Origin of the sequence: Curtobacterium salicis (assembly GCF_011759505.1) — a bacterium.
In the GTDB taxonomy this organism is placed as follows: domain Bacteria; phylum Actinomycetota; class Actinomycetes; order Actinomycetales; family Microbacteriaceae; genus Curtobacterium; species Curtobacterium salicis.
Map to the genome: position 1 here is coordinate 431,787 of NZ_JAAOYO010000002.1, position 19,182 is coordinate 450,968.

15 protein-coding genes are annotated in these 19,182 nt (G+C 71.1%); 3 read left to right on the forward strand and 12 right to left on the reverse strand.

Features of this window, described 5'->3' with window-relative positions; translation table 11 throughout:
- Positions 1-24 precede the first annotated feature (24 nt).
- From eno to E9228_RS16745, 3 genes are all read right to left on the reverse strand, one after another.
- Positions 25-1,308 (reverse strand): phosphopyruvate hydratase, encoded by a 1,284-nt coding sequence (gene eno, locus E9228_RS06340; protein ID WP_111076424.1) that lies wholly within the window; start codon positions 1,306-1,308, stop codon positions 25-27.
- A 97-nt stretch (positions 1,309-1,405) separates the two neighbouring features.
- Positions 1,406-2,650: a histidine--tRNA ligase gene (hisS, locus tag E9228_RS06345; protein ID WP_166779730.1), complete on the reverse strand. Its 1,245-nt coding sequence runs from the start codon at positions 2,648-2,650 to the stop codon at positions 1,406-1,408.
- 216 nt (positions 2,651-2,866) lie between these two features.
- Positions 2,867-3,736 (reverse strand): MazG family protein, encoded by an 870-nt coding sequence (locus tag E9228_RS16745; RefSeq protein WP_208385611.1) that lies wholly within the window; start codon positions 3,734-3,736, stop codon positions 2,867-2,869.
- Between the two features lie 128 nt (positions 3,737-3,864).
- On the opposite strand from E9228_RS16745, the gene nhaA reads away from it, so the two are divergent.
- Complete coding sequence (gene nhaA, locus E9228_RS06355) at positions 3,865-5,043, forward strand: Na+/H+ antiporter NhaA (RefSeq protein ID WP_166779731.1); 1,179 nt, start codon at positions 3,865-3,867, stop codon at positions 5,041-5,043.
- A gap of 72 nt (positions 5,044-5,115) precedes the next feature.
- Here nhaA and mfd read toward each other — a convergent pair whose 3' ends face one another.
- The 6 genes from mfd to E9228_RS06385 form a co-directional block, all read right to left on the reverse strand.
- A complete protein-coding gene (gene mfd / locus E9228_RS06360) occupies positions 5,116-8,709 on the reverse strand; it encodes a transcription-repair coupling factor (RefSeq protein ID WP_166779732.1) in 3,594 nt (1,197 codons plus the stop codon).
- A 117-nt stretch (positions 8,710-8,826) separates the two neighbouring features.
- The gene (gene pth / locus E9228_RS06365; RefSeq protein ID WP_166779733.1) at positions 8,827-9,411 is read right to left on the reverse strand and encodes an aminoacyl-tRNA hydrolase; all 585 of its coding nucleotides are present in this window, start codon (positions 9,409-9,411) and stop codon (positions 8,827-8,829) included.
- 29 nt (positions 9,412-9,440) lie between these two features.
- Positions 9,441-10,070: a 50S ribosomal protein L25/general stress protein Ctc gene (locus E9228_RS06370; RefSeq protein WP_166779734.1), complete on the reverse strand. Its 630-nt coding sequence runs from the start codon at positions 10,068-10,070 to the stop codon at positions 9,441-9,443.
- A gap of 213 nt (positions 10,071-10,283) precedes the next feature.
- Positions 10,284-11,204: a hypothetical protein gene (locus E9228_RS06375; protein WP_166779735.1), complete on the reverse strand. Its 921-nt coding sequence runs from the start codon at positions 11,202-11,204 to the stop codon at positions 10,284-10,286.
- Between the two features lie 25 nt (positions 11,205-11,229).
- On the reverse strand, positions 11,230-12,558 hold the full coding sequence (manD, locus tag E9228_RS06380; protein ID WP_252727780.1) for a D-mannonate dehydratase ManD: 1,329 nt from the start codon (positions 12,556-12,558) through the stop codon (positions 11,230-11,232).
- 64 nt (positions 12,559-12,622) lie between these two features.
- Positions 12,623-13,150 (reverse strand): gluconokinase, encoded by a 528-nt coding sequence (locus tag E9228_RS06385; RefSeq protein WP_166779736.1) that lies wholly within the window; start codon positions 13,148-13,150, stop codon positions 12,623-12,625.
- Between the two features lie 113 nt (positions 13,151-13,263).
- Between E9228_RS06385 and gndA the strand changes: the two genes are divergently transcribed.
- Positions 13,264-14,721 carry an NADP-dependent phosphogluconate dehydrogenase gene (gndA, locus tag E9228_RS06390; protein WP_166779737.1) on the forward strand — a complete coding sequence of 486 codons (1,458 nt, stop codon included), beginning with the start codon at positions 13,264-13,266 and terminating at the stop codon, positions 14,719-14,721.
- A gap of 93 nt (positions 14,722-14,814) precedes the next feature.
- Here gndA and E9228_RS06395 read toward each other — a convergent pair whose 3' ends face one another.
- The gene (locus tag E9228_RS06395; protein ID WP_166779738.1) at positions 14,815-15,513 is read right to left on the reverse strand and encodes a hypothetical protein; all 699 of its coding nucleotides are present in this window, start codon (positions 15,511-15,513) and stop codon (positions 14,815-14,817) included.
- Between the two features lie 117 nt (positions 15,514-15,630).
- Between E9228_RS06395 and E9228_RS06400 the strand changes: the two genes are divergently transcribed.
- Entirely contained in the window at positions 15,631-17,208 is a 1,578-nt protein-coding gene (locus E9228_RS06400; protein ID WP_425248369.1) for a molybdopterin-dependent oxidoreductase, read from the forward strand.
- A 163-nt stretch (positions 17,209-17,371) separates the two neighbouring features.
- On the opposite strand, the gene E9228_RS06405 is transcribed toward E9228_RS06400, so the two are convergent.
- Together E9228_RS06405 and E9228_RS06410 are read right to left on the reverse strand one after the other, a co-directional pair.
- The gene (locus tag E9228_RS06405; RefSeq protein ID WP_341849801.1) at positions 17,372-18,151 is read right to left on the reverse strand and encodes a putative protein N(5)-glutamine methyltransferase; all 780 of its coding nucleotides are present in this window, start codon (positions 18,149-18,151) and stop codon (positions 17,372-17,374) included.
- Between the two features lie 16 nt (positions 18,152-18,167).
- On the reverse strand, positions 18,168-19,145 hold the full coding sequence (locus E9228_RS06410; RefSeq protein WP_166779739.1) for a ribose-phosphate diphosphokinase: 978 nt from the start codon (positions 19,143-19,145) through the stop codon (positions 18,168-18,170).
- Positions 19,146-19,182 lie beyond the last annotated feature (37 nt).

A 19,182-nucleotide genomic window follows, 5' to 3' on the forward strand; every position in this document is an offset into this window, starting at 1 on the left:
AGGACGGCGTTCCGATGGTGCTGGTTACAGCGACGCCGAGCGCGGGAACGCCGAGCGGCCGGCGTAGACCGCTGCGTCGCCGAGCTCTTCCTCGATGCGGAGGAGCTGGTTGTACTTGGCGACACGGTCCGAACGAGCCGGCGCACCGGTCTTGATCTGCCCGCCGTCGACCGCGACCGCGATGTCGGCGATGGTCGTGTCCTCGGTCTCACCGGAGCGGTGGGACAGGATCGCCGTCATGCCGTGGCGCTGCGCGAGCGAGACCGCGTCGAGGGTCTCGGTCAGCGTGCCGATCTGGTTCACCTTGACCAGGATCGAGTTGCCGGCCTTCTCGTCGATGCCCCGCTGCAGACGCTTCGGGTTCGTGACGTACAGGTCGTCGCCGACGATCTGCAGCTTCGAGCCGAGCTCGGCGGTCAGGTGGGTCCAGCCCTCCCAGTCGTCCTCGGCCAGCGGGTCCTCGATCGTGGCGAGCGGGTAGTCGCGCGCCAGGTCGACGAAGTACTGCGTGAACTCCTGGCTGGAGAGCTGCTTGCCTTCGAAGGCGTACTTGCCGTCGTGGAAGAACTCGGTGCTGGCGACGTCGAGGCCGAGCGCGATGTCCTTGCCCGGGGTGAATCCGGCCTTCTCGATGGCGGCGAGCAGGAAGTCGAGCGCCGCACGGTTCGAGGCGAGCTCGGGGGCGAAGCCGCCCTCGTCGCCGAGGCCGGTCGCGAGACCCTGCTTCTTCAGCTCGCCCTTGAGGGCGTGGTAGGTCTCGACGCCCCAGCGGAGCGCTTCCGAGAAGGACTCGGCGCCGTAGGGCACCAGGAAGAACTCCTGGATGTCGACGTTGGTGTCCGCGTGGGCACCGCCGTTGACGACGTTCATGAGCGGGACCGGCAGCGTGTGCGCGTTCGGGCCGCCGAGGTAGCGGAACAGCGGCAGGTCGACGGAGTCGGCTGCGGCACGGGCGACGGCGAGCGAGGCGCCGAGGATCGCGTTCGCGCCGAGGCGGGACTTGTTCTCGGTGCCGTCGAGCTCGATGAGCGCGGCGTCGACGAGGCGCTGGTCGGTGGCGTCGAAGCCCTCGAGCGCCGGGCCGATCTCGTCGAGCACGGCCTCGACGGCCTTGAGCACGCCCTTGCCGCCGTAGCGCGAGTCGTCGCCGTCACGCAGTTCGTACGCTTCGAAGGCGCCGGTGGAGGCACCGGAGGGGACGAGCGCGCGCGAGACGACGCCGTCATCCAGGAGGACCTCGACCTCGACCGTCGGGTTGCCTCGGGAATCGAGGACTTCGCGTGCGCCTACGGCATCGATCACTGCCACTGGGTACTCCCTGTCGTTGGGTTGTTGTGGTTCACGGTCGATCCTAGCGACGCCGGTGTCCGCCGACGGGTGCCTGTGGATGACCGGCGGGCGTCGATCAGGCGAGCGGCCGGAACACGACGCCGTCGAGCGACGTCGTGTCCGCGTCCACCGTCGCGAACGACCCGAAGCCCTGCTCCACCAGGCCGGCGAGCAGGTTCTTCATGTTCTTCGTGCGCTTCTCGAGGCGCACCCGGTGGTGCGATCCGAGGGCCTCGGTCTTCAGGGCTGCGAGGCGCACCGGGTCCATGTCCTTGTCGTACACGAGCACGACGGCGTCGTCCGCGTCGGCGTCCGGCAGCGTGACCAGGTCGACGAGCCGTTCGAAGCCGAGCGAGAACCCGACCGCCGGCACGTCCTGGCCGAGGAAGCGACCGATCATCCCGTCGTAGCGCCCGCCGCCGCCCAGGCTGTAGCCGAAGTCGGGGTGCGCGACCTCGAAGATCGTCCCCGTGTAGTAGCCCATGCCCCGGACGAGCGTCGGGTCGAAGCGCAGGTCGACGCCGGGCAGCGCGGCCCGCAGTCGCTCGAGGTCGGCGAACGCGTCGGTGTCGAGCCACTCCGCACCGCGGACGCTGTCCCAGTCGGCGGACTCGAGCGCGCGGATGGTGTCGGCGAGCCCGGCACCGTCCAGGTCCAGCGACTCGCTCAGCTCCTTCGCGACGCCGTCCGGCCCGATCTTGTCGAGCTTGTCGACCGTGATGAGTGCCCGGTCCGCCGCTGCCTGGTCCGTGATCCCCCACGAGGCGAGGAGCGCGAGCAGGACCCGGCGGTCGTTGATGCGGATCGAGGTACCGGCGATGCCGAGACTGTCGAGCGCCGCCGTGGTCGCGCGGATCAGTTCGATCTCGGCGAGCTGTCCGGGTTCGCCGAGGACGTCGATGTCGCACTGCACGAACTGGCGGTAGCGACCCTTCTGCGGGCGCTCCGCTCGCCAGACCGGCGCGATCTGCACGGCGCGGAAGACGGTCGGCAGCTCCGCTCGGTGTGACGCGTAGAAGCGTGCGAGCGGCACGGTCAGGTCGAACCGGAGGCCGAGGTCGGCGAGCTCCAGGGGCGCTTCGGCGCGGTGGAGGTCCTCCGTGGTGAGGCCGCGCTTCATCACGGCGAACGCGAGCTTCTCGTTGTCGCCGCCGAGGCCGGAGTGCAGCCGGGCGGCGTCCTCGAGCACCGGTGTCTCGATCTCGTCGAACCCGTGGCGTGCGTACACGCCCCGGATGACCCCGAGCACGTGCTCACGGCGGGCCTTGTCCGCGGGGAGGTGGTCTCGCATGCCCCGGGGGGCCGTCACGGTCGTCGCCATGCCGACGATTCTCGCAGAGCGTGGGACCCGGTTGCGGCGGCCTGGTGTCCGCTGATATGCTTCATCCAGAACCTCGGCCGATGGGTGCCTGATCCACCCGTCGGTCGTCAGCGGGGGCAAGTGCTGCAAACGCCCACGCGGTTCGAGCGGGATCCCCTGACGACGTCGCTCCCTGGTGACGTCTCCTCCCGCTCGCGGGCGTCCTCCTTTTTCGGGTTAGGAGGACGCCCGCTCTTCGTCTCCCTGCGGCGACCCGGGCGTGGCCTCTGCCGCTGGCGCCTGCGGCAACTCGGGCGTGGCCTCTGCCGCTGGCGCCTGCGCGCCCGGCACCTGCGTGTCCGGCACCAGCGCGCCCGGCACCTGCCCGTCCGGCACCTGCTCCGCCTGCCGGGCCGCCGCCTCCAGCAGCGTCACCGCCGCACGCAGGCTCGCGACCGGATCGATCCCCTGTTCGTGCACCACCGCCACCTCGGCGAGCATCCCGGCACCCCAGGCGACGTCGACCCGGCTGCCGAACGGCTGCTGGACCGCCGCACCCTCGGCAGGCGCAGCGGCCCCGTCGAGCATGCCGACCTGCTCGACGACGCTGCCGTCCGTGACCGAGGCGACCGCAGCGTGCAGGTCCCCGCGCTCCTCCAGCCGTTCGAACAGCTTCACCGCACGCTCGAGCGGCGGCATCGCCCGCGGCACCCCGGCGTACACGCTGCTGCGTCCGGCCTTCTCCGCGGCCTTCGCGGCACGCCAGACGCGGACGACGTCCTCGACGGTGTGCGCTTCCTGGTCCCCGAAGACGTGCGGGTGGCGGCGCTGCATCTTCTCGCGGACGGCGTCGGCCACGTCGTCCAGGTCGAACCGCCCCTCGTGCGCAGCGATCCCGGCGTGCAACACCACCTGGTAGAGCACGTCGCCGAGTTCTTCACGCAGCTCGTCGGTGTCGTCGCCGTCGATGGCGTCGACCAGTTCGTAGGTCTCCTCGACCGCGTACCGGGCCAGGCTCGCATGGGTCTGCTCGCGGTTCCAGACGCAGCCGTGCTCGGCGTCGAGCAGGCGGTCCACGACGGCGACGAGTTCGTCAACGGAGGTCATCACGCCATGCTGCCACCGTCGGCTCCGCGTGGATCGGATGCCAGGGTCAGCCCGGTACGATGGCCGAGGCGTGTCGGGAAGTCTGGTCGACGATCTCTTCCCCGTACCCGATCGCCTCCCGGAGTCGCATGCCCTCCTTCGTCCGTTCCCCCCGGTTCAGCGCCATCGCGCTGCTGTCCGCCGCCGTCCTCGGCCTGGTCATCGCGAACACCGCGCTCGGCCCGGGCCTCGAGCGCGGCCTCGACTGGCACACCCCGTGGGGAGCGATCGGTCTGGACCTGTCGATCGCGCACTGGGTGAGCGACGGCCTGCTGGCGGTGTTCTTCCTGCTCGTCGCCGTGGAGCTGAAGCACGAGCTCGTCGCCGGGGAGCTCGCGAACCCGAAGACCGCCGTGGTCCCCGCCATCGCAGCGGTCGGCGGTGTACTCGTCCCCGCGTTGGTCTACCTTTTCGTCGCGTCCGGCACCCCGTACACGCACGGCTGGCCGATCCCGACGGCCACGGACATCGCGTTCGCACTCGGTGTCTTGGCGATGTTCGGTCGCGGTCTGCCCTCCACGATCCGGGTGTTCCTGCTGGCACTGGCCGTCCTCGACGACCTCATCGCGATCGTGATCATCGCGGTGGTCTTCGCGCACGGCACCGACTTCCTCGCGCTCGGGGGCGCCGCGGTCCTGCTCGTGGTCTTCGCGGTCCTCGGTCGTCGCCTGCGCCCCGGCAGCCGCGCGCAGCCGTTCCTCATCGTTGCGATGGCCGTCATCGGCCTGGTTACCTGGTGGCTCGTGTACCACTCGGGTGTGCACGCGACGATCGCGGGCGTGGCGCTCGGCCTGGTCCTCCCCCGCCGTCCGGGTGGCACGCTCCACGAGCACGTCGAACCGTGGTCCAACGCGATCGTCCTGCCGGTCTTCGCGTTCGTCTCCGCCGCGGTCGTCATCCCCGCGGTCGGGATCAGCGAGCTGTCGCCGACGTTCTGGGCGGTCGTGCTCGCACTGCCGGTCGGCAAGGTCATCGGCATCACGCTCTTCGGCACGATCTCCGGCCGCCTGTTCCGCGGACCCGGCCGGTCGACCCTGTCGTTCGGCTCGGTGATGACCGTCGGAGTGCTCGGCGGCATCGGGTTCACGGTGTCGCTGCTCATGAACGAGCTGGCGTTCGCCGCGAACCAGGAGATCGTCGACGAGGGCGTCCTCGCCGTCCTCGTCGGCTCGGGCATCGCGATGGTCGCCTCCGCCGTCGTCGTCTCGGTCCGCGCCCGCCGGTACCGGCAGCGCCGCGAACTCTCCGAGGCCGAGGCGACCGAGTAGCAGCCACCCGACGGACGGGAGGCGCGTGGCGGATCCGCCACGCGCCTCCCGTCCGTCAGGTGGGACCGCCGATCAGACGGCCGACGCCTCTTCGCGCGCCGGTGCCCCGTAGACGGCGGTGAGGATGCTCTCCACCCAGCCGATGAGGGCGTCGTCCGGCAGGGTCTCGCCGTGCGGCTTCGGCACCGGGATGCTCGCCGCGTCCTGCTGCGGGAACCAGCGAGCCCCCGGGAACATCCGCTTCAGCCGCACCTGCGCGGAGTCCGCCAGTTCCTTGCCGGCGACCCGCAGGTTGGAGCCCATCACGACGACGTCGGACAGGCCGACCTGCTGCGCCATCCGGCGGAGGCGGGAGACCTCGATCAGGGTGAGCACGGCCTGCGGCGGTGTGCCGTACCGGTCCGTGAGCTCGTCGAGGACCATGTCGATCGCCTCGGCCTGTGCGGCCGGGGCCGACGCTGCCGACAGCTTCTGGTACGCCTCGAGGCGCAGCCGCTCGGACTCGACGTAGTCGTCCGGGATGTGCGCGTCGACCGGGATCTCGAGCCGGAGCTCGGTCTGCCCCTCGGCGACGTCCCCGCGGAACTGCGACACGGCCTCGCCGATCATCCGCAGGTACAGGTCGAACCCGACTCCCGCGATGTGCCCGGACTGCTCGCCTCCGAGCAGGTTGCCCGCACCGCGGATCTCGAGGTCCTTCATCGCGACCTGCATGCCGGCGCCGAGCTCGTTGTTCGCGGCGATGGTCTCGAGGCGGTCCTGCGCGGTCTCGGACAGCGGCTTGTCGGCGTCGTAGAGGAAGTACGCGTAGCCGCGCTCGCGACCACGACCGACGCGGCCGCGCAGCTGGTGCAGCTGCGACAGCCCGTACTTGTCGGCCTTGTCGATGATCAGGGTGTTCGCATTCGCGATGTCCAGACCGGTCTCGATGATCGTCGTCGACACGAGGACGTCGAACCGGCGTTCCCAGAAGTCGACCATGACCTGCTCGAGCGTGCTCTCCGCCATCTGCCCGTGCGCGACGCCGATGCGCGCGTCCGGGACGATCTCGGCCAGGTGCGCGGCGACGGACTGGATGTCCTTGACGCGGTTGTGCACGTAGAACACCTGCCCCTCGCGGAGCATCTCGCGCTTGATCGCAGCGGCCACCTGCAGGTCGGACTGCGGTCCGACGAACGTCAGGATCGGGTGCCGGTCCTCCGGCGGCGTCGCGAGCGTCGACATCTCACGGATGCCGGTGACCGCCATCTCGAGCGAGCGCGGGATCGGCGTCGCCGACATCGCCAGGACGTCGACGTTGGTCTTGAGCTTCTTCAGCTGGTCCTTGTGCTCGACACCGAAGCGCTGCTCCTCGTCGATGATCACGAGCCCGACGTCCTTGAACTGCACGTTCTGCGACAGGATCCGGTGCGTGCCGATGACGATGTCGACGGTGCCGTCGGCCAGGCCGGCGAGCGTCTCCTTCGACTCCTTCTCGGTCTGGAACCGGCTGAGGGCGCGCAGGTTCACCGGGAAGCCGGCGAAGCGCTCCTGGAACGTCTCCATGTGCTGGCGGACGAGCAGGGTCGTCGGCACGAGGACGGCGACCTGCTTGCCGTCCTGCACGGCCTTGAACGCCGCACGGATCGCGACCTCGGTCTTGCCGTAGCCGACGTCGCCCGAGAGCAGCCGGTCCATCGGGATCGGGCTCTCCATGTCGCGCTTGATCTCGTCGATGGTGGTCAGCTGGTCGGCGGTCTCCGCGAACGGGAACGCCTCTTCCAGCTCACGCTGCCACGGGGTGTCCGGGCCGAACGCGTGCCCCTTCGACGCCATCCGCGCCGAGTACAGCTTCACCAGGTCGACGGCGATGTCACGGACGGCCTTGCGCGCCTTCGACTTCGCCGCGGACCAGTCGGAGCCGCCCATCTTCGACAGGGTCGGGTTCTCGCCGCCGACGTACCGGGACAGCTGGTCGAGCTGGTCGGTCGGCACGAACAGCTTGTCGCCCGGGTAGTTCCGCTTCGACGGCGCGTACTCGAGCACCAGGTACTCGCGCTGCTGCTTCACGGCGTTCCGGCCGCCGCTCGAGACCTCTCGGCTGACGAGCTCGACGAACTTGCCGATGCCGTGGGTCGCGTGCACGACGACGTCGCCCGGCTTCAGCTGCAGCGGGTCGACGACGTTCTTCCGGCGGCTCGCGAGCTTCTTGACGGTGCGGGCGCCCTGCTGGACGCTCCGCCCGTAGAACTCGGCTTCGCTCAACAGCGCGATGCGCGGGTCGGCGACCGCGAACCCGTGCTCGACGCTGGCGGTCGTGACGATGGCGACACCCGGTTCGGGAGGCCCGTCCAACGCCCCGGCGCGCGCGGCCACCCCGGCGTCGGCCAAGACCTGCACCGCACGCTCGACGAGCCCCTGGCCCTGCGCGGTCACCACGACGGCCCACTGGTCGGCGGTGAGCTCCTTGACGTGGGCGACCGCACCGTCGGCGCTGCCGGCGAAGCTCGGGATCGACTCACCCGGGACGCGGATGTACTCCCCCGCCTCGGCGACGGCGTCGGAGTCGGAGACCGGCTCGTCGGCGCCGGAGTCGAACGGCGACACCGTCCACCAGGTGCGCTGCCCACGCGTGTTGCGGAGCTGCTGCACGGTCATGAAGTTGCCGGCGTCCAGGTCGATCGGCGCCTGTGCCCCGGCGACCGCGGCGCTCCACGCGGCCTGCAGGAACTCCTGGTTGGTCTCGGCCAGGCTGTGCGCGCGGCCGCTGACGCGCTCGGGCGAGAACACGGCGATCGTCGCGGCGTCGGGCAGGTAGTCCGTGACCGGCACGAGCTTCCGGACGAGTGCGGGTGCGAGGGACTCCATGCCCTCGACCGGGATCCCCTCGGCGACCTTGGCCAGCATCTGGGACAGGTTCGGGAACTCGTGCAGCATCTCGCGCGCGCGCTGCCGGACGTCGTCGCTGAGGAGCAGTTCGCGCGACGCCGTCAGTTCGACCGAGCCGAGGTCGTCCTCCGTCGAGCGCTGGTCGGCGACCGAGAACGCCTTGACGCCGTCGATCTCGTCGCCGAAGAAGTCGACGCGCACCGGGTGGTCCGCAGTCGGCGGGAAGACGTCGAGGATGCCACCGCGGACGGCGAACTCACCACGGCGGGTGACCAGGTCGACGCGGGCGTACGCCAGGTCGACGAGCTGCGACGCGAGCCGGCTGAGGTCGTTGCCGCGCGACCCGGTGTGCAGCACGACCGGGGCGAGCTCGGTGAGGTTGTCGGCGATCGGCTGCAGCGCCGCACGGACGCTGGCGACGACGACGGTGGTGCGACGCTCGTCCACCGGGGTGTCCTGCCAGCGCTGCAGGGCTCGGAGCGTGGCGATGCGGGTGCCGACGGTCTGCGGGCTCGGGCTGAGTCGCTCGTGCGGCAGGGTCTCCCACGCCGGGAACTCGAGCACGTCGGCGTCCGGGACCGTGCAGCTCAGGGCGTCACGGACCGCCTCGGCCTCCCGCCCGGTGGCCGTGATGACGAAGGCGCACTGCGGGCCGGTCCGTGCGGCCAGGAGCGCGGCGAACAGCGGCACGCGGAGCCCGTCGACGACCGAGAAGTCGGCGTCACGAGGAGCGGCACGGAGCGCACGATCGAAGGAGGAGGCGCGCGAGAGCGCAGGGATGAGGCCCGAGATCGTCACTCACACGATGGTACCGGCGGCCCCCGACAGCGGTTCCCCCGTGCGCGACGGGCGAACAGGAGGCGCGTGGCGGAGCCGGGACGGGCCTCCCGCCCGGCTCGGGGTCGGGAACTCCGGTCAGGCCGGCGCGTGGAAGCGCTGCTGCGCGGCGAGCAGACCGTCGGTCACGATCGCCTCGACGGCGTCCGCGGCGTCGGCCAGCAGGTTCGGCAGGAGCTTCTTCTCGGCTGCGGCGAAGTCGCGCAGCACGTAGTCGGCCGGGTCCTGGCGTCCGGGCGGACGGCCGATGCCGACCCGCACCCGCGCGAACTCGTTCGTGTTCGTCGCCTTGATGACGTCACGGATGCCGTTGTGCCCGCCGTGTCCGCCGTTGCCCTTGAGGCGCACGGTGTCGAACGGCAGGTCGAGCTCGTCGTGGACCAGGATCAGGTCCTCCGGCGACGCGGAGTAGAACCCGAGGACGGCCGAGACCGGTCCCCCGGAGGTGTTCATGAACGACCCGGGCTTCGCGAGGACGAGCCGCGGGCCCCCCGGCACCAGGCGCCCCTCGGCGACCTGGTTCGGGGTCTTGTGCTTCTTGAACGTGGCGCCCATGCGGGCAGCCAGTTCATCGAGGACCATCTGGCCGACGTTGTGGCGGTTGCCCGCGTAGTCGGGCCCGGGGTTCCCGAGCCCGACCACGACGAACGAACGATCTGCCATCAGCGTCGACCAGATGCCACGAAGGGGTGTTACTCGGAGACCGGGGCGGAGCCGCCCTCGGCACCGGCTTCGGCGCCCGCCTCAGCGGAGGCCTCGTCCGCGGCCTCGTCGTCAGCGGTGCCACGCGGGGTGACGATCTGCACGACGAGTGCCTCGGGGTCGGTCTCGAGCTCAGCGCCCTCGGGGAGGGTCAGCTCGGACGCGACGATCTGCTTGCCGTCCTCGAGGCCCTCGACGTCGACGACGACGTGCTCGGGGATGTCCGTCGCGAGGACGAGCAGCGAGACGGTGTTGAGGTCCTGCACGTGGATCGTGCCGGCGAAGGACTCGCCCTCGATGACGACGGGGACGTCGACGGTGACCTTCTCGCCACGACGGAGGACGACGAGGTCGATGTGCTCGATGATCTGGCGCACCGGGTCACGCTGGACGTCCTTGACGAGGGCGAGCTGTGCGGCACCCTCGATGTCGAGGTCGACGACCGCGTTGGCGGTACGGACGAGCAGCATGGTCTCGTGGCCCGGCAGGCTGATGTGCTGCGGCTCGGTGCCGTGGCCGTAGACGACGGCGGGGATCTTGTCGGCGGCGCGGAGCTTGCGGGCCGCACCCTTGCCGAACTTGGTGCGGACTTCTGCCGCGAGCTTGGTGTAGTCAGCCATGATGCCTCCTGGTGTCGGGGACGACGCCGGAGTGCCGGCATCGAGGGGTCTGTGGTGTTGCAACTCGAACGCGTGCACGCGTGAGGAACGGTCCCAGAGTCTGGCCGGGTCTCCCACTGCGTCGATCACGGCCGCGCGTACGCGGCCCTCGCCGAAGTCGTGGGCAAGTCTACCAGTACCAGCCCGGGCGTGTCGCACGCCCGGTGGATGCGGTCAGTCGAGCGCCTGACGTCGACGGCGAGCCGCGACGAGGTCCTCGCGCGCCCGGTCGCTCGCCTGCTCCGCGTCGTCCCGTTCCCGTCCGAGGCGCTCGGCCTCGGCGTCGAGGTCGGTCTGCTCCCCCTCGAGTCCCCGGAGCTGCCGCTCGAGGTCCCGACGGCGGCGGTCGAGGTCGCCGCGCCGCTCCGCGACGTCCTCGAGTGCCGTTTCGACCTCGTCGAGCGCGGCATCGACGTCGCGGGACGTCTGGCGCGCCTGCCGTTCGACGTCGCGTGCCGCCCGTCGCTCGGCCGCCGGGTCGTGGTCGGGAGGGTCTGCGGGGCCGGAGCGGCGGGACCGGCTCGCACCGCGCCTCCCGGCCGTGATCGGGATGGGCGGGGCGTCGCTGCCGGACCATGCGTCGGGCACCGCGTCCGGCACGGCGAGCGCACCGTCGAGGTCGACCGGTTCGAAGCCGACGCTCTCCAGCGGCTGCACGAGGAGCCCCGAGCGGACGGCCGCTCCGGCGTGCGGATCGGCCATCGCCGCCTCGATCGTGGCGCGCACCTGGTCGAGGACGGCGGGCGTCGCCGGGTGGCCGGCATCCGAGGCACGGTCCGCACCCGCCTGGGCGAGCGCGGCCACGAGGCTCGCACGCTGCCGGCGGAGCGTGCTGATCTCCTGCGGGTCAGCCCGTTCCTGGGCCTCCCGGAGCGACGGACCGAGGGCGACCGCCTCGTCGAGGGCCTGGTCGTCCGCCAGGAGGTCGACCACCCATGCAGCCGGTGCCGGCTTCCGGAGCTTCCCCACGGCCGCTGCGGTCTCCCGGTCGTCCTTCCGTAGCGCCCGCTGCCGTGCGGTCCGCTCGGCGACGAAGTCCGCCGGCGGGACGAGCAGGAGCGCGCGGGCGACCCCTGCGAGCGTGTCGGTGTCCACGCTCGCCGAGGCTACCCGCGGCGCCTCACCAGTCGTGGACGGTGCCGTCGGCCAGTCGGTTGAACGGCAGGTAGGCCTGCTCGTACGGGTACTTCCCGGCCTCGTCGACGTCGAGCGAGACGCCGATGCCGGGCTCGTCGCCCGGGTGCAGGAACCCGTCGGTGAAGGTGGACGACTGCTGGAACACCCGGTTCGTGCGGTCGCCGTGGTGCATGTACTCCTGGATCCCGAAGTTGTGGATCGCGAGCCCGAGGTGCATCTGCGCGGCCATCCCCACCGGCGAGATGTCGGTCGGCCCGTGGAACCCGGACTTCACCTGGTACATCGCGGCGTAGTCCATCGTCTTCCGCAGCGGGGTGATCCCGCCCATGTGCGTCACGGCTCCGCGGACGTAGTCGATGAGCTGGTCGCGGATGAGGTCCTTGAAGTCCCAGATCGTGTTGAAGACCTCGCCGATCGCGAGCGGTGTCGTGGTGTGCTGCCGGACGAGCCGCAGCGCCTCCTGGTTCTCGGCGGGGGTGCAGTCCTCGAGCCAGAACAGGTCGTACGGCTCGAGGGACTTGCCGAGCTTCGCCGCCTGGATCGGGGTCATCCGGTGGTGGCCGTCGTGCAGCAGCGGCAGCTCGGGGCCGAACTCGTTGCGGACGGCCTCGAACACGGTCGGCAGGTGCCGCATGTACGAACGGGTGTCCCAGTCCTCCATCGCCGGGAACGACCCGCGCTGTGCCGGCTCGAAGTCGTAGCGGACGCCCGCGTTGCCCGCGGTCGTCCGGTTCGACGCGATGCCGTAGATCGACTCGAGCCCGGGGACGCCCGTCTGGACCCGGATCGACCGGTAGCCCTCGGCCTGGTGCTCGCGGATCGAGTCGAACAGCTCCGGCAGCTCCTTGCCGGACGCGTGCCCGTACGCCATCAGCCCCGTCCGGGAGGCTCCGCCGAGCAGCTGGTAGAGCGGCATGGCGGCGACCTTGGCCTTGATGTCCCAGAGCGCCATGTCGACGGCGGCGATCGCGGCCATCGTCACCGGGCCGCGCCGCCAGTACGACGACCGGTAGAGGAACTGCCAGGCGTCCTCGATGCGGCTGGCGTCCCGGCCGACCAGCAGCGGCACGACGTGTTCCGACAGGTACGCGGCGACGGCCAGTTCACGGCCGTTGAGGGTGGCGTCGCCGAGGCCGGTGACGCCGTCGGCGGTGGTGAGCTTGAGGGTGACGAAGTTGCGGTCGGGACTGGTGACGATCACCTCGGCGCGGTCGAGGAGCTGTCCGCGGTCCGTGCTCGCCCAGGTGTCGGGGCGACCGGAGGTCGGGGTCGGGTCGGTCGGGGTCGGGTCGGTCGGGGTCGGGTCGGTCATGCGGGGACTCCTTCGTCTGCTGACCCGCAGGCTTCGCCCGCGGCTTCTCCTCCGGTCGGGAGGCTCAGTGCAGGACCGCCAGGATCGCTGCGACGGTCTCGTCCACCGACCCACGGATCGGGACCACAGCCGACGCCTCGTCCGACTCGGGACGCTCGAGCGTCCGGAACTGCGAGTCGAGCAACGAGTTCGGCATGTACTCGTGGTGGCGGTGGCTCTGCCGCTCGGCGATGAGCTCGCGCGACCCGTCGAGGAACGCGATGAAGAGGTCCGGGGCGTCCTCGCGGAGGCGGTCGCGGTAGGCACGCTTCAACGCGGAGTTCGCCATCACGCACCGGGAGCCGGAACGCTGCACCTCGGCGATGCGTGCCGAGCAGGCGTCGAGCCACGGGCGCCGGTCCTCGTCGGTGAGGGGGACGCCGGCGTGCATCTTGTCCTTGTTCGCCTGGGGGTGCAGCCCGTCCGCGTCGACGAACTCCGCCGCCTGACCCCGCTCGACGAGCGCACGGGTCAGCGCCTCGCCCACGGTCGACTTGCCGGATCCGGAGACCCCCATCACGAGCACGGGCGGGAGGACGGTCGCATCGGCCATGCCTCCACACTACGAACAGGGGGACCCGTGATCCACAGGATGCGGAAGACCTGGGTGAGCACACGAGGGGCTGCATAGATTGGCCCTGGCCGTCCAGACACGAAGGAGTCGACGTGGCAGAGAACAACGACAAGGCGAACATCGGGGTCATCGGCCTCGCGGTGATGGGCTCGAACCTGGCGCGGAACCTCGCGTCGCGGGAAGGCAACACCGTCGCGGTCTACAACCGCACCTACGCCCGCACCGAAGAGCTCATGAACGAGCACGGTGACATGGGCTTCATCGCGTCCGAGGACATCGACGGGTTCGTCGCGTCACTGTCGAAGCCGCGCACCGCGATCATCATGGTCCAGGCCGGCAAGGGCACCGACGCGGTGATCTCGCAGCTCGCCGACCGGTTCGAGGAAGGCGACATCATCGTCGACGGCGGCAACGCCAACTTCCACGACACCATCCGCCGCGAACACGATCTCAAGGAGAAGGGCCTCAACTTCGTCGGCACCGGCATCTCCGGTGGCGAAGAAGGCGCCCTGCACGGCCCCTCGATCATGCCGGGCGGTTCAGACGAGGCATGGGAGACCCTCGGGCCGATCCTGACCTCGATCGCCGCGGTGGCCGAGGGCGAGCCCTGTGTCACGCACGTCGGCACCGACGGCGCGGGCCACTTCGTGAAGATGGTGCACAACGGCATCGAGTACGCCGACATGCAGCTCATCGCCGAGTCATACGACCTGCTCCGCCGCGTCGGCGGCTACAGCGTCGACCAGCTCGTCCAGGTGTTCGACGAGTGGAACAAGGGCGACCTCGAGTCGTACCTGATCGAGATCACCGGCGAGGTCCTCAAGCAGCAGGACGCCGACACCGGCAAGCCCCTGGTGGACGTCATCCGTGACGCCGCCGGGTCGAAGGGCACCGGCGTCTGGACCGTGCAGAACGCGGTCGGCCTCGGCATCCCCGTGTCGGGAATCGGTGAAGCGGTGTTCGCCCGGGCCGTGTCGTCGCGGGCGACGCAGCGCGCAGCGGTCCAGCAGTCCGTCACGAAGCGCCCCGACATCGCCGAGGTGCCGGACACCTTCGCCGACGACGTCCGCGCCGCGCTCTACGCCTCGAAGGTCGTCGCCTACGCGCAGGGCTTCGACCTCATCATCGCCGGGGCGAAGGAGTACGACTGGGACATCACCCTCGGTGACATGGCGAAGATCTGGCGTGGCGGCTGCATCATCCGCGCCCAGTTCCTCAACCGCATCGTCGAGGCGTACGACAAGGACCCGGAGCTCGCGTCCCTGCTCGTCGACCCGTACTTCGCCAAGGCCGTCGCCGAGGGTGAAGCCGCCTGGCGTCGCATCGTCGGGATCGCGGCCGCGTCGGGCATCCCGGCACCCGGGTTCTCGTCGGCACTGTCGTACTTCGACTCGCTGGCGTCCGAGCGGCTGCCCGCGGCCCTGATCCAGGGGCAGCGCGACTTCTTCGGAGCGCACACCTACCAGCGCACCGACAAGGACGGCACGTTCCACACGCTGTGGTCCGAGGACGGGCGTCCGGAGGTCGAGCAGGAGCCCTCGACGCACTGATCCCACTCGCTCGACTCCGAGGGCCTCGTCGTGGACGGGGCCCTCGGTGCGTGCGTGTCGGGTGGAGTGCAGCGGCGTGCAGCGGCGTGCGTGTCAGGCGACGATGCGCTCGCGGGCGAGCCGGGCGAGCAACTCGTCCAGCCGGTCCCCGCGGCCGAGCAGCCGATCCGAGCCCGGAGCCGCACGCACGAAGAACGTCGCCACCGCCGTGGTGTCGTCCGCCCGGACGTAGTGCACGACGATCGCCGGGGCTGTCCGACGTCCGGCACCGGGCACCAGGACGTCCTCGACCCCGACGTGCACCACACGGCTCCACCGGATCACGAGCAACCTCGTCGCACGCCGTCCGTCGAGTTCCCACAGGGACGCCTCGGTCGCGCCGAACGCCCACGTGACGTGCTGCGCGAGCGGGACCTCCGGACGCGCAGCCTCGAGCGTGCCGCGGAGCTCCGGGGTGGCCGAGGCCGGGACCAACCACACGGTCGGGTCGACGCGTCGGACCGCGACGGCCAGCACGTCGTCGGATCGCCGTCGCGCGATGGCCCGCGCCCGGAGGACGGCGATCACGATGACGGTCACGCCGAGGGCGACCGCAGCGACCTCGGCGATGCCGAACGCCGTCAGGTCGGCGTCCGGATCGGCGTTCACGACGATGATGCGCGCGGTGACCAGCGCGGCCCAGAGCCCGACGATCGCCCACCGCAGGGCCAGTAGCCGGCGGTACGGCGACCAACGCTCCCGGTCGCCGCGGGCACGACCAGGACCCGGAACACGGATCGGTCGCCTCGGCACGGTGACGATCCTGCCACGACGACGTCCTCGATCCGCACGTTCGGGGATGAACGGTCCCCGAACCCGCCGAGCGCACCGGACCAGCCGTTCCCAGCGGCACTGACCTACCATCCGAGGGTGACCGAGCCTGACCCGCGCCTCCTCCCGCACCGCCGCTGGGCCGCCGCGCTCGTCGGGGTGATCGCCATGCTCGCGTTCCTCGCCGTCGCGGAGCTCGGGGCGCTGCTCCTCGGGGGTGCCGGCAGCCCGCTCGTCGCGGTCGGTTCGGCCGTCATCGACCTGGCGCCCCGAGGCGCGAAGGACCTGATGGTGTCGCTGTTCGGCACCGGGGACAAGGTGGCGCTGTTCGCCCTCATGACCGTCCTCCTCGTGGTCATCACGGCCGGCGCCGGCGTCCTCGAGCGACGCCGACCGCCCTTCGGTGCGCTGGTCTTCGCCGCCGGTGGGGTGCTCGCCCTGCTCGCGGTCACCACCCGTTCCGGCAGCGGCACGTTCGACGGTGCTCCGACCGTCCTCGGCGTGGCCGCGTCGATCATCGTCCTGCGACTCCTCCTGCAGCGCCTCCGCCGGTGGGAGGACACCCGCGCCGTCCCGACCGTCGGCGCGGACCGCGCCGACGGTGTCCAGCGCCGCTCCTTCATCGGATGGGCGGTCACCACCGCAGCGGTCGCGGCGCTGGTGGGGAGCGCCTCCCGGCTGGGATCGGCGTCGCTGCAGGCCGCGGCTGCGGTCCGCCGGGCCGTGCGTCTGCCGGCACCGGCGAGCACGGCCGAACCGGTGCCGAGCGGTGCCAGCCTGGACGTCACGGGAATCACGCCGTACGTCACCCCGAACGCCGACTTCTACCGGATCGACACGGCGCTTCGCGTGCCGTCGATCGACCCCGCCGACTGGTCGCTGAGGATCCACGGCGAGGTCGAGGAGACCGTCGAGATCACCTGGGCGGAGCTCCTGGCCCTCCCCCTCGAAGAGCACATGGCCACGCTGAGCTGCGTGTCGAACGAGGTCGGCGGCGACCTGATCGGCAACGCGCTCTGGCTCGGCTACCCGATCCGGTCGCTCCTCGCCCGCGCCCGGCCGAAGTCCGGTGCCGACATGGTCCTGTCGCGGAGCATCGACGGGTTCACCGCCGGCACCCCGCTCGACGTGCTGCAGGACGACGACACGCAGGCGCTCGTCGCCGTCGGCATGAACGGCACGCCGTTGCCGGCCGAGCACGGGTTCCCGGCTCGCCTGGTCGTGCCGGGCCTGTTCGGGTACGTCTCCGCCACCAAGTGGGTGACCGAGCTCGAGGTCACCCGCTTCGCCAAGGCGCAGGGGTACTGGACGCCGCGTGGGTGGTCGGAGCGTGGGCCGGTGAAGCTGGAGTCGCGGATCGACACCCCGTCCGACGGCACCTCGGTGCGGGTCGGCGACCGGGTCCCGATCGCCGGTGTCGCCTGGCAGCCGCACGTCGGTGTCAAGGCCGTGCAGGTCAAGGTCGGGTCCGCCGGGTGGCAGGACGCCGAACTCGCCGATTCCGTCTCCGCCGACACCTGGCGGCAGTGGGTCTACCGGTGGACCGCCGTCGCCGGGCAGCACGAGGTGCAGGTCCGTGCCGTCAGCGCCGACGGTGAGGTGCAGACGAGTGTGCAGCGGCCGCCCGCGCCGAACGGCGCGACCGGCTGGCACGGGGTCACCATCTCCGCCTCCTGACGGGAGGCACGCCCCGCCGCCCACGCGTCGCCGGGCGCGGTGGGGCGCGAAACACCGGTGTTCGTCCGTCGAACACCGGCATGACGCGGCGCGAACGACGAACACCGGTGTCGCGCTGGAGCGGCGGGCGCAGGCGTGCCGGAGCGGGCGCCGCCGGCAGGGTTCAGGCGGGGAGGGTGGCGACGACGCAGGTGCCGTCGACCTCGTCGTCGCGGGCGAGTTCCGCGTCGAAGCCGGCCGCACGGAAGAGGCCCGCGGAGACCGGTGCCTGCTCCCCCGACACCTCGATCACGACCGCCCCGCCCGGCCGGATCCACTCCGCAGCACCGGCAGCGATCCGACGGTGCACGTCGAGGCCGTCCGCCCCGCCGTCGAGGGCGACCCGGTGCTCGTGGTCGCGGGCTTCCGGAGGCATGGTGCCGATCGCGTCGGTCGGGACGTAGGGCGCGTTCACGGTGAGGACGTCGACCCGCCCCCGGAACCGGGTCGGCAGCGGGTCGAAGAGGTCACCCGTGACGACGATACCCCGGTCGCCCAGGTTCTCGGCCGCGACGTCGGTGGCATCCGGGTCGATGTCGGATGCGACGAGGTCGAGCGCGCCGATCCGTTCGAGCAGCGCCATCCCGATCGCTCCCGCACCGCAGCACAGGTCGACGACCCGGTCGTAGCGGTGCAGGCGTCGGGCAGCCTGGGTGACGACGACCCGGGTGCGGGCCCGTGGGACGAAGACCCCGGGTGTCACGCGGACCCGGTGCCCGTCGAAAGCTGCCCAACCGAGGACGTACTCGAGCGGCTCCCCGGCGAGACGACGCTGCAGGAGCGTCCGGAGCCGGGCCGGGTCGCCGTCACCGGCAGCGAGCAGCAGGTCGGCTTCGTCCTCGGCGAAGACGCTCCCGCCGGCCCGGAGTCGGGCGGCGAGGGCGTCCCGCGGGGTCAGTGCCACGGTTGCGTCCGAGGACTCAGGCGGCGCCGTCGAACATCGACGTCACCGAACCGTCGTCGAACACCTCGTGGATGGCACGGGCGATGAGCGGCGCGATCGGCAGGACCTCGAGCTTGTCCCAGCGCTTCTCGTGCGGCACCGGCAGCGTGTCCGTGACGACGACGCGGTCGATGAACTCACTCTGCAGCAGCTCGGTCGCCGGGTCGGAGAACACCGCGTGCGTGGCGGCGACGACGACACCCTTGGCTCCGCTGGCCTTGAGGGCCTCTGCCGCCTTGGCGATGGTGCGGCCGGTGTCGATGAGGTCGTCGACCAGCAGGCACCAACGGCCGGCGACGTCACCGACGATCTCGTGCACGGAGACCTGGTTCGGGACGAGCGGGTCGCGGCGCTTGTGGATGATCGCCAGCGGTGCGCCGAGCTTCTCGGACCAGATGTCGGCCACACGGACGCGGCCCATGTCGGGCGAGACGACGGTCAGGGTCGCGGGGTCGAGCATCTCGCGGAAGCGTTCGAGGAGCACCGGCATCGCGAACAGGTGGTCGACCGGGCCGTCGAAGAAGCCCTGGATCTGCGGGGCGTGCAGGTCGACGCTCATGATGCGGTGCGCGCCGGCCGCCTTGAACAGGTCGGCGACGAGGCGGGCCGAGATCGGCTCGCGGCCACGACCCTTCTTGTCCTGCCGGGCGTACGGGTAGAACGGCGCGACGACGGTGATGCGCTTGGCGGAAGCGCGCTTCAGGGCGTCGACCATGATGAGCTGCTCCATGAGCCACTCGTTGATCGGAGCGGTGTGCGACTGGATGACGAAGGCGTCGCAGCCGCGGACCGACTCGTCGAAGCGGGCGTAGAGCTCACCGTTGGCGAAGGTCCGGGCATCGGTCGGGACGAGGTCGACACCGAGCTCTTCCGCGATCGACTTCGACAGTTCCGGGTGCGCTCGCCCTGCGACCAGGACGAGTCGCTTCTGGCCGGTTGTCTTGATTCCGGACACGTGTGGTGCTCACTCCCTGACCCCGTGGAGGGGCCGA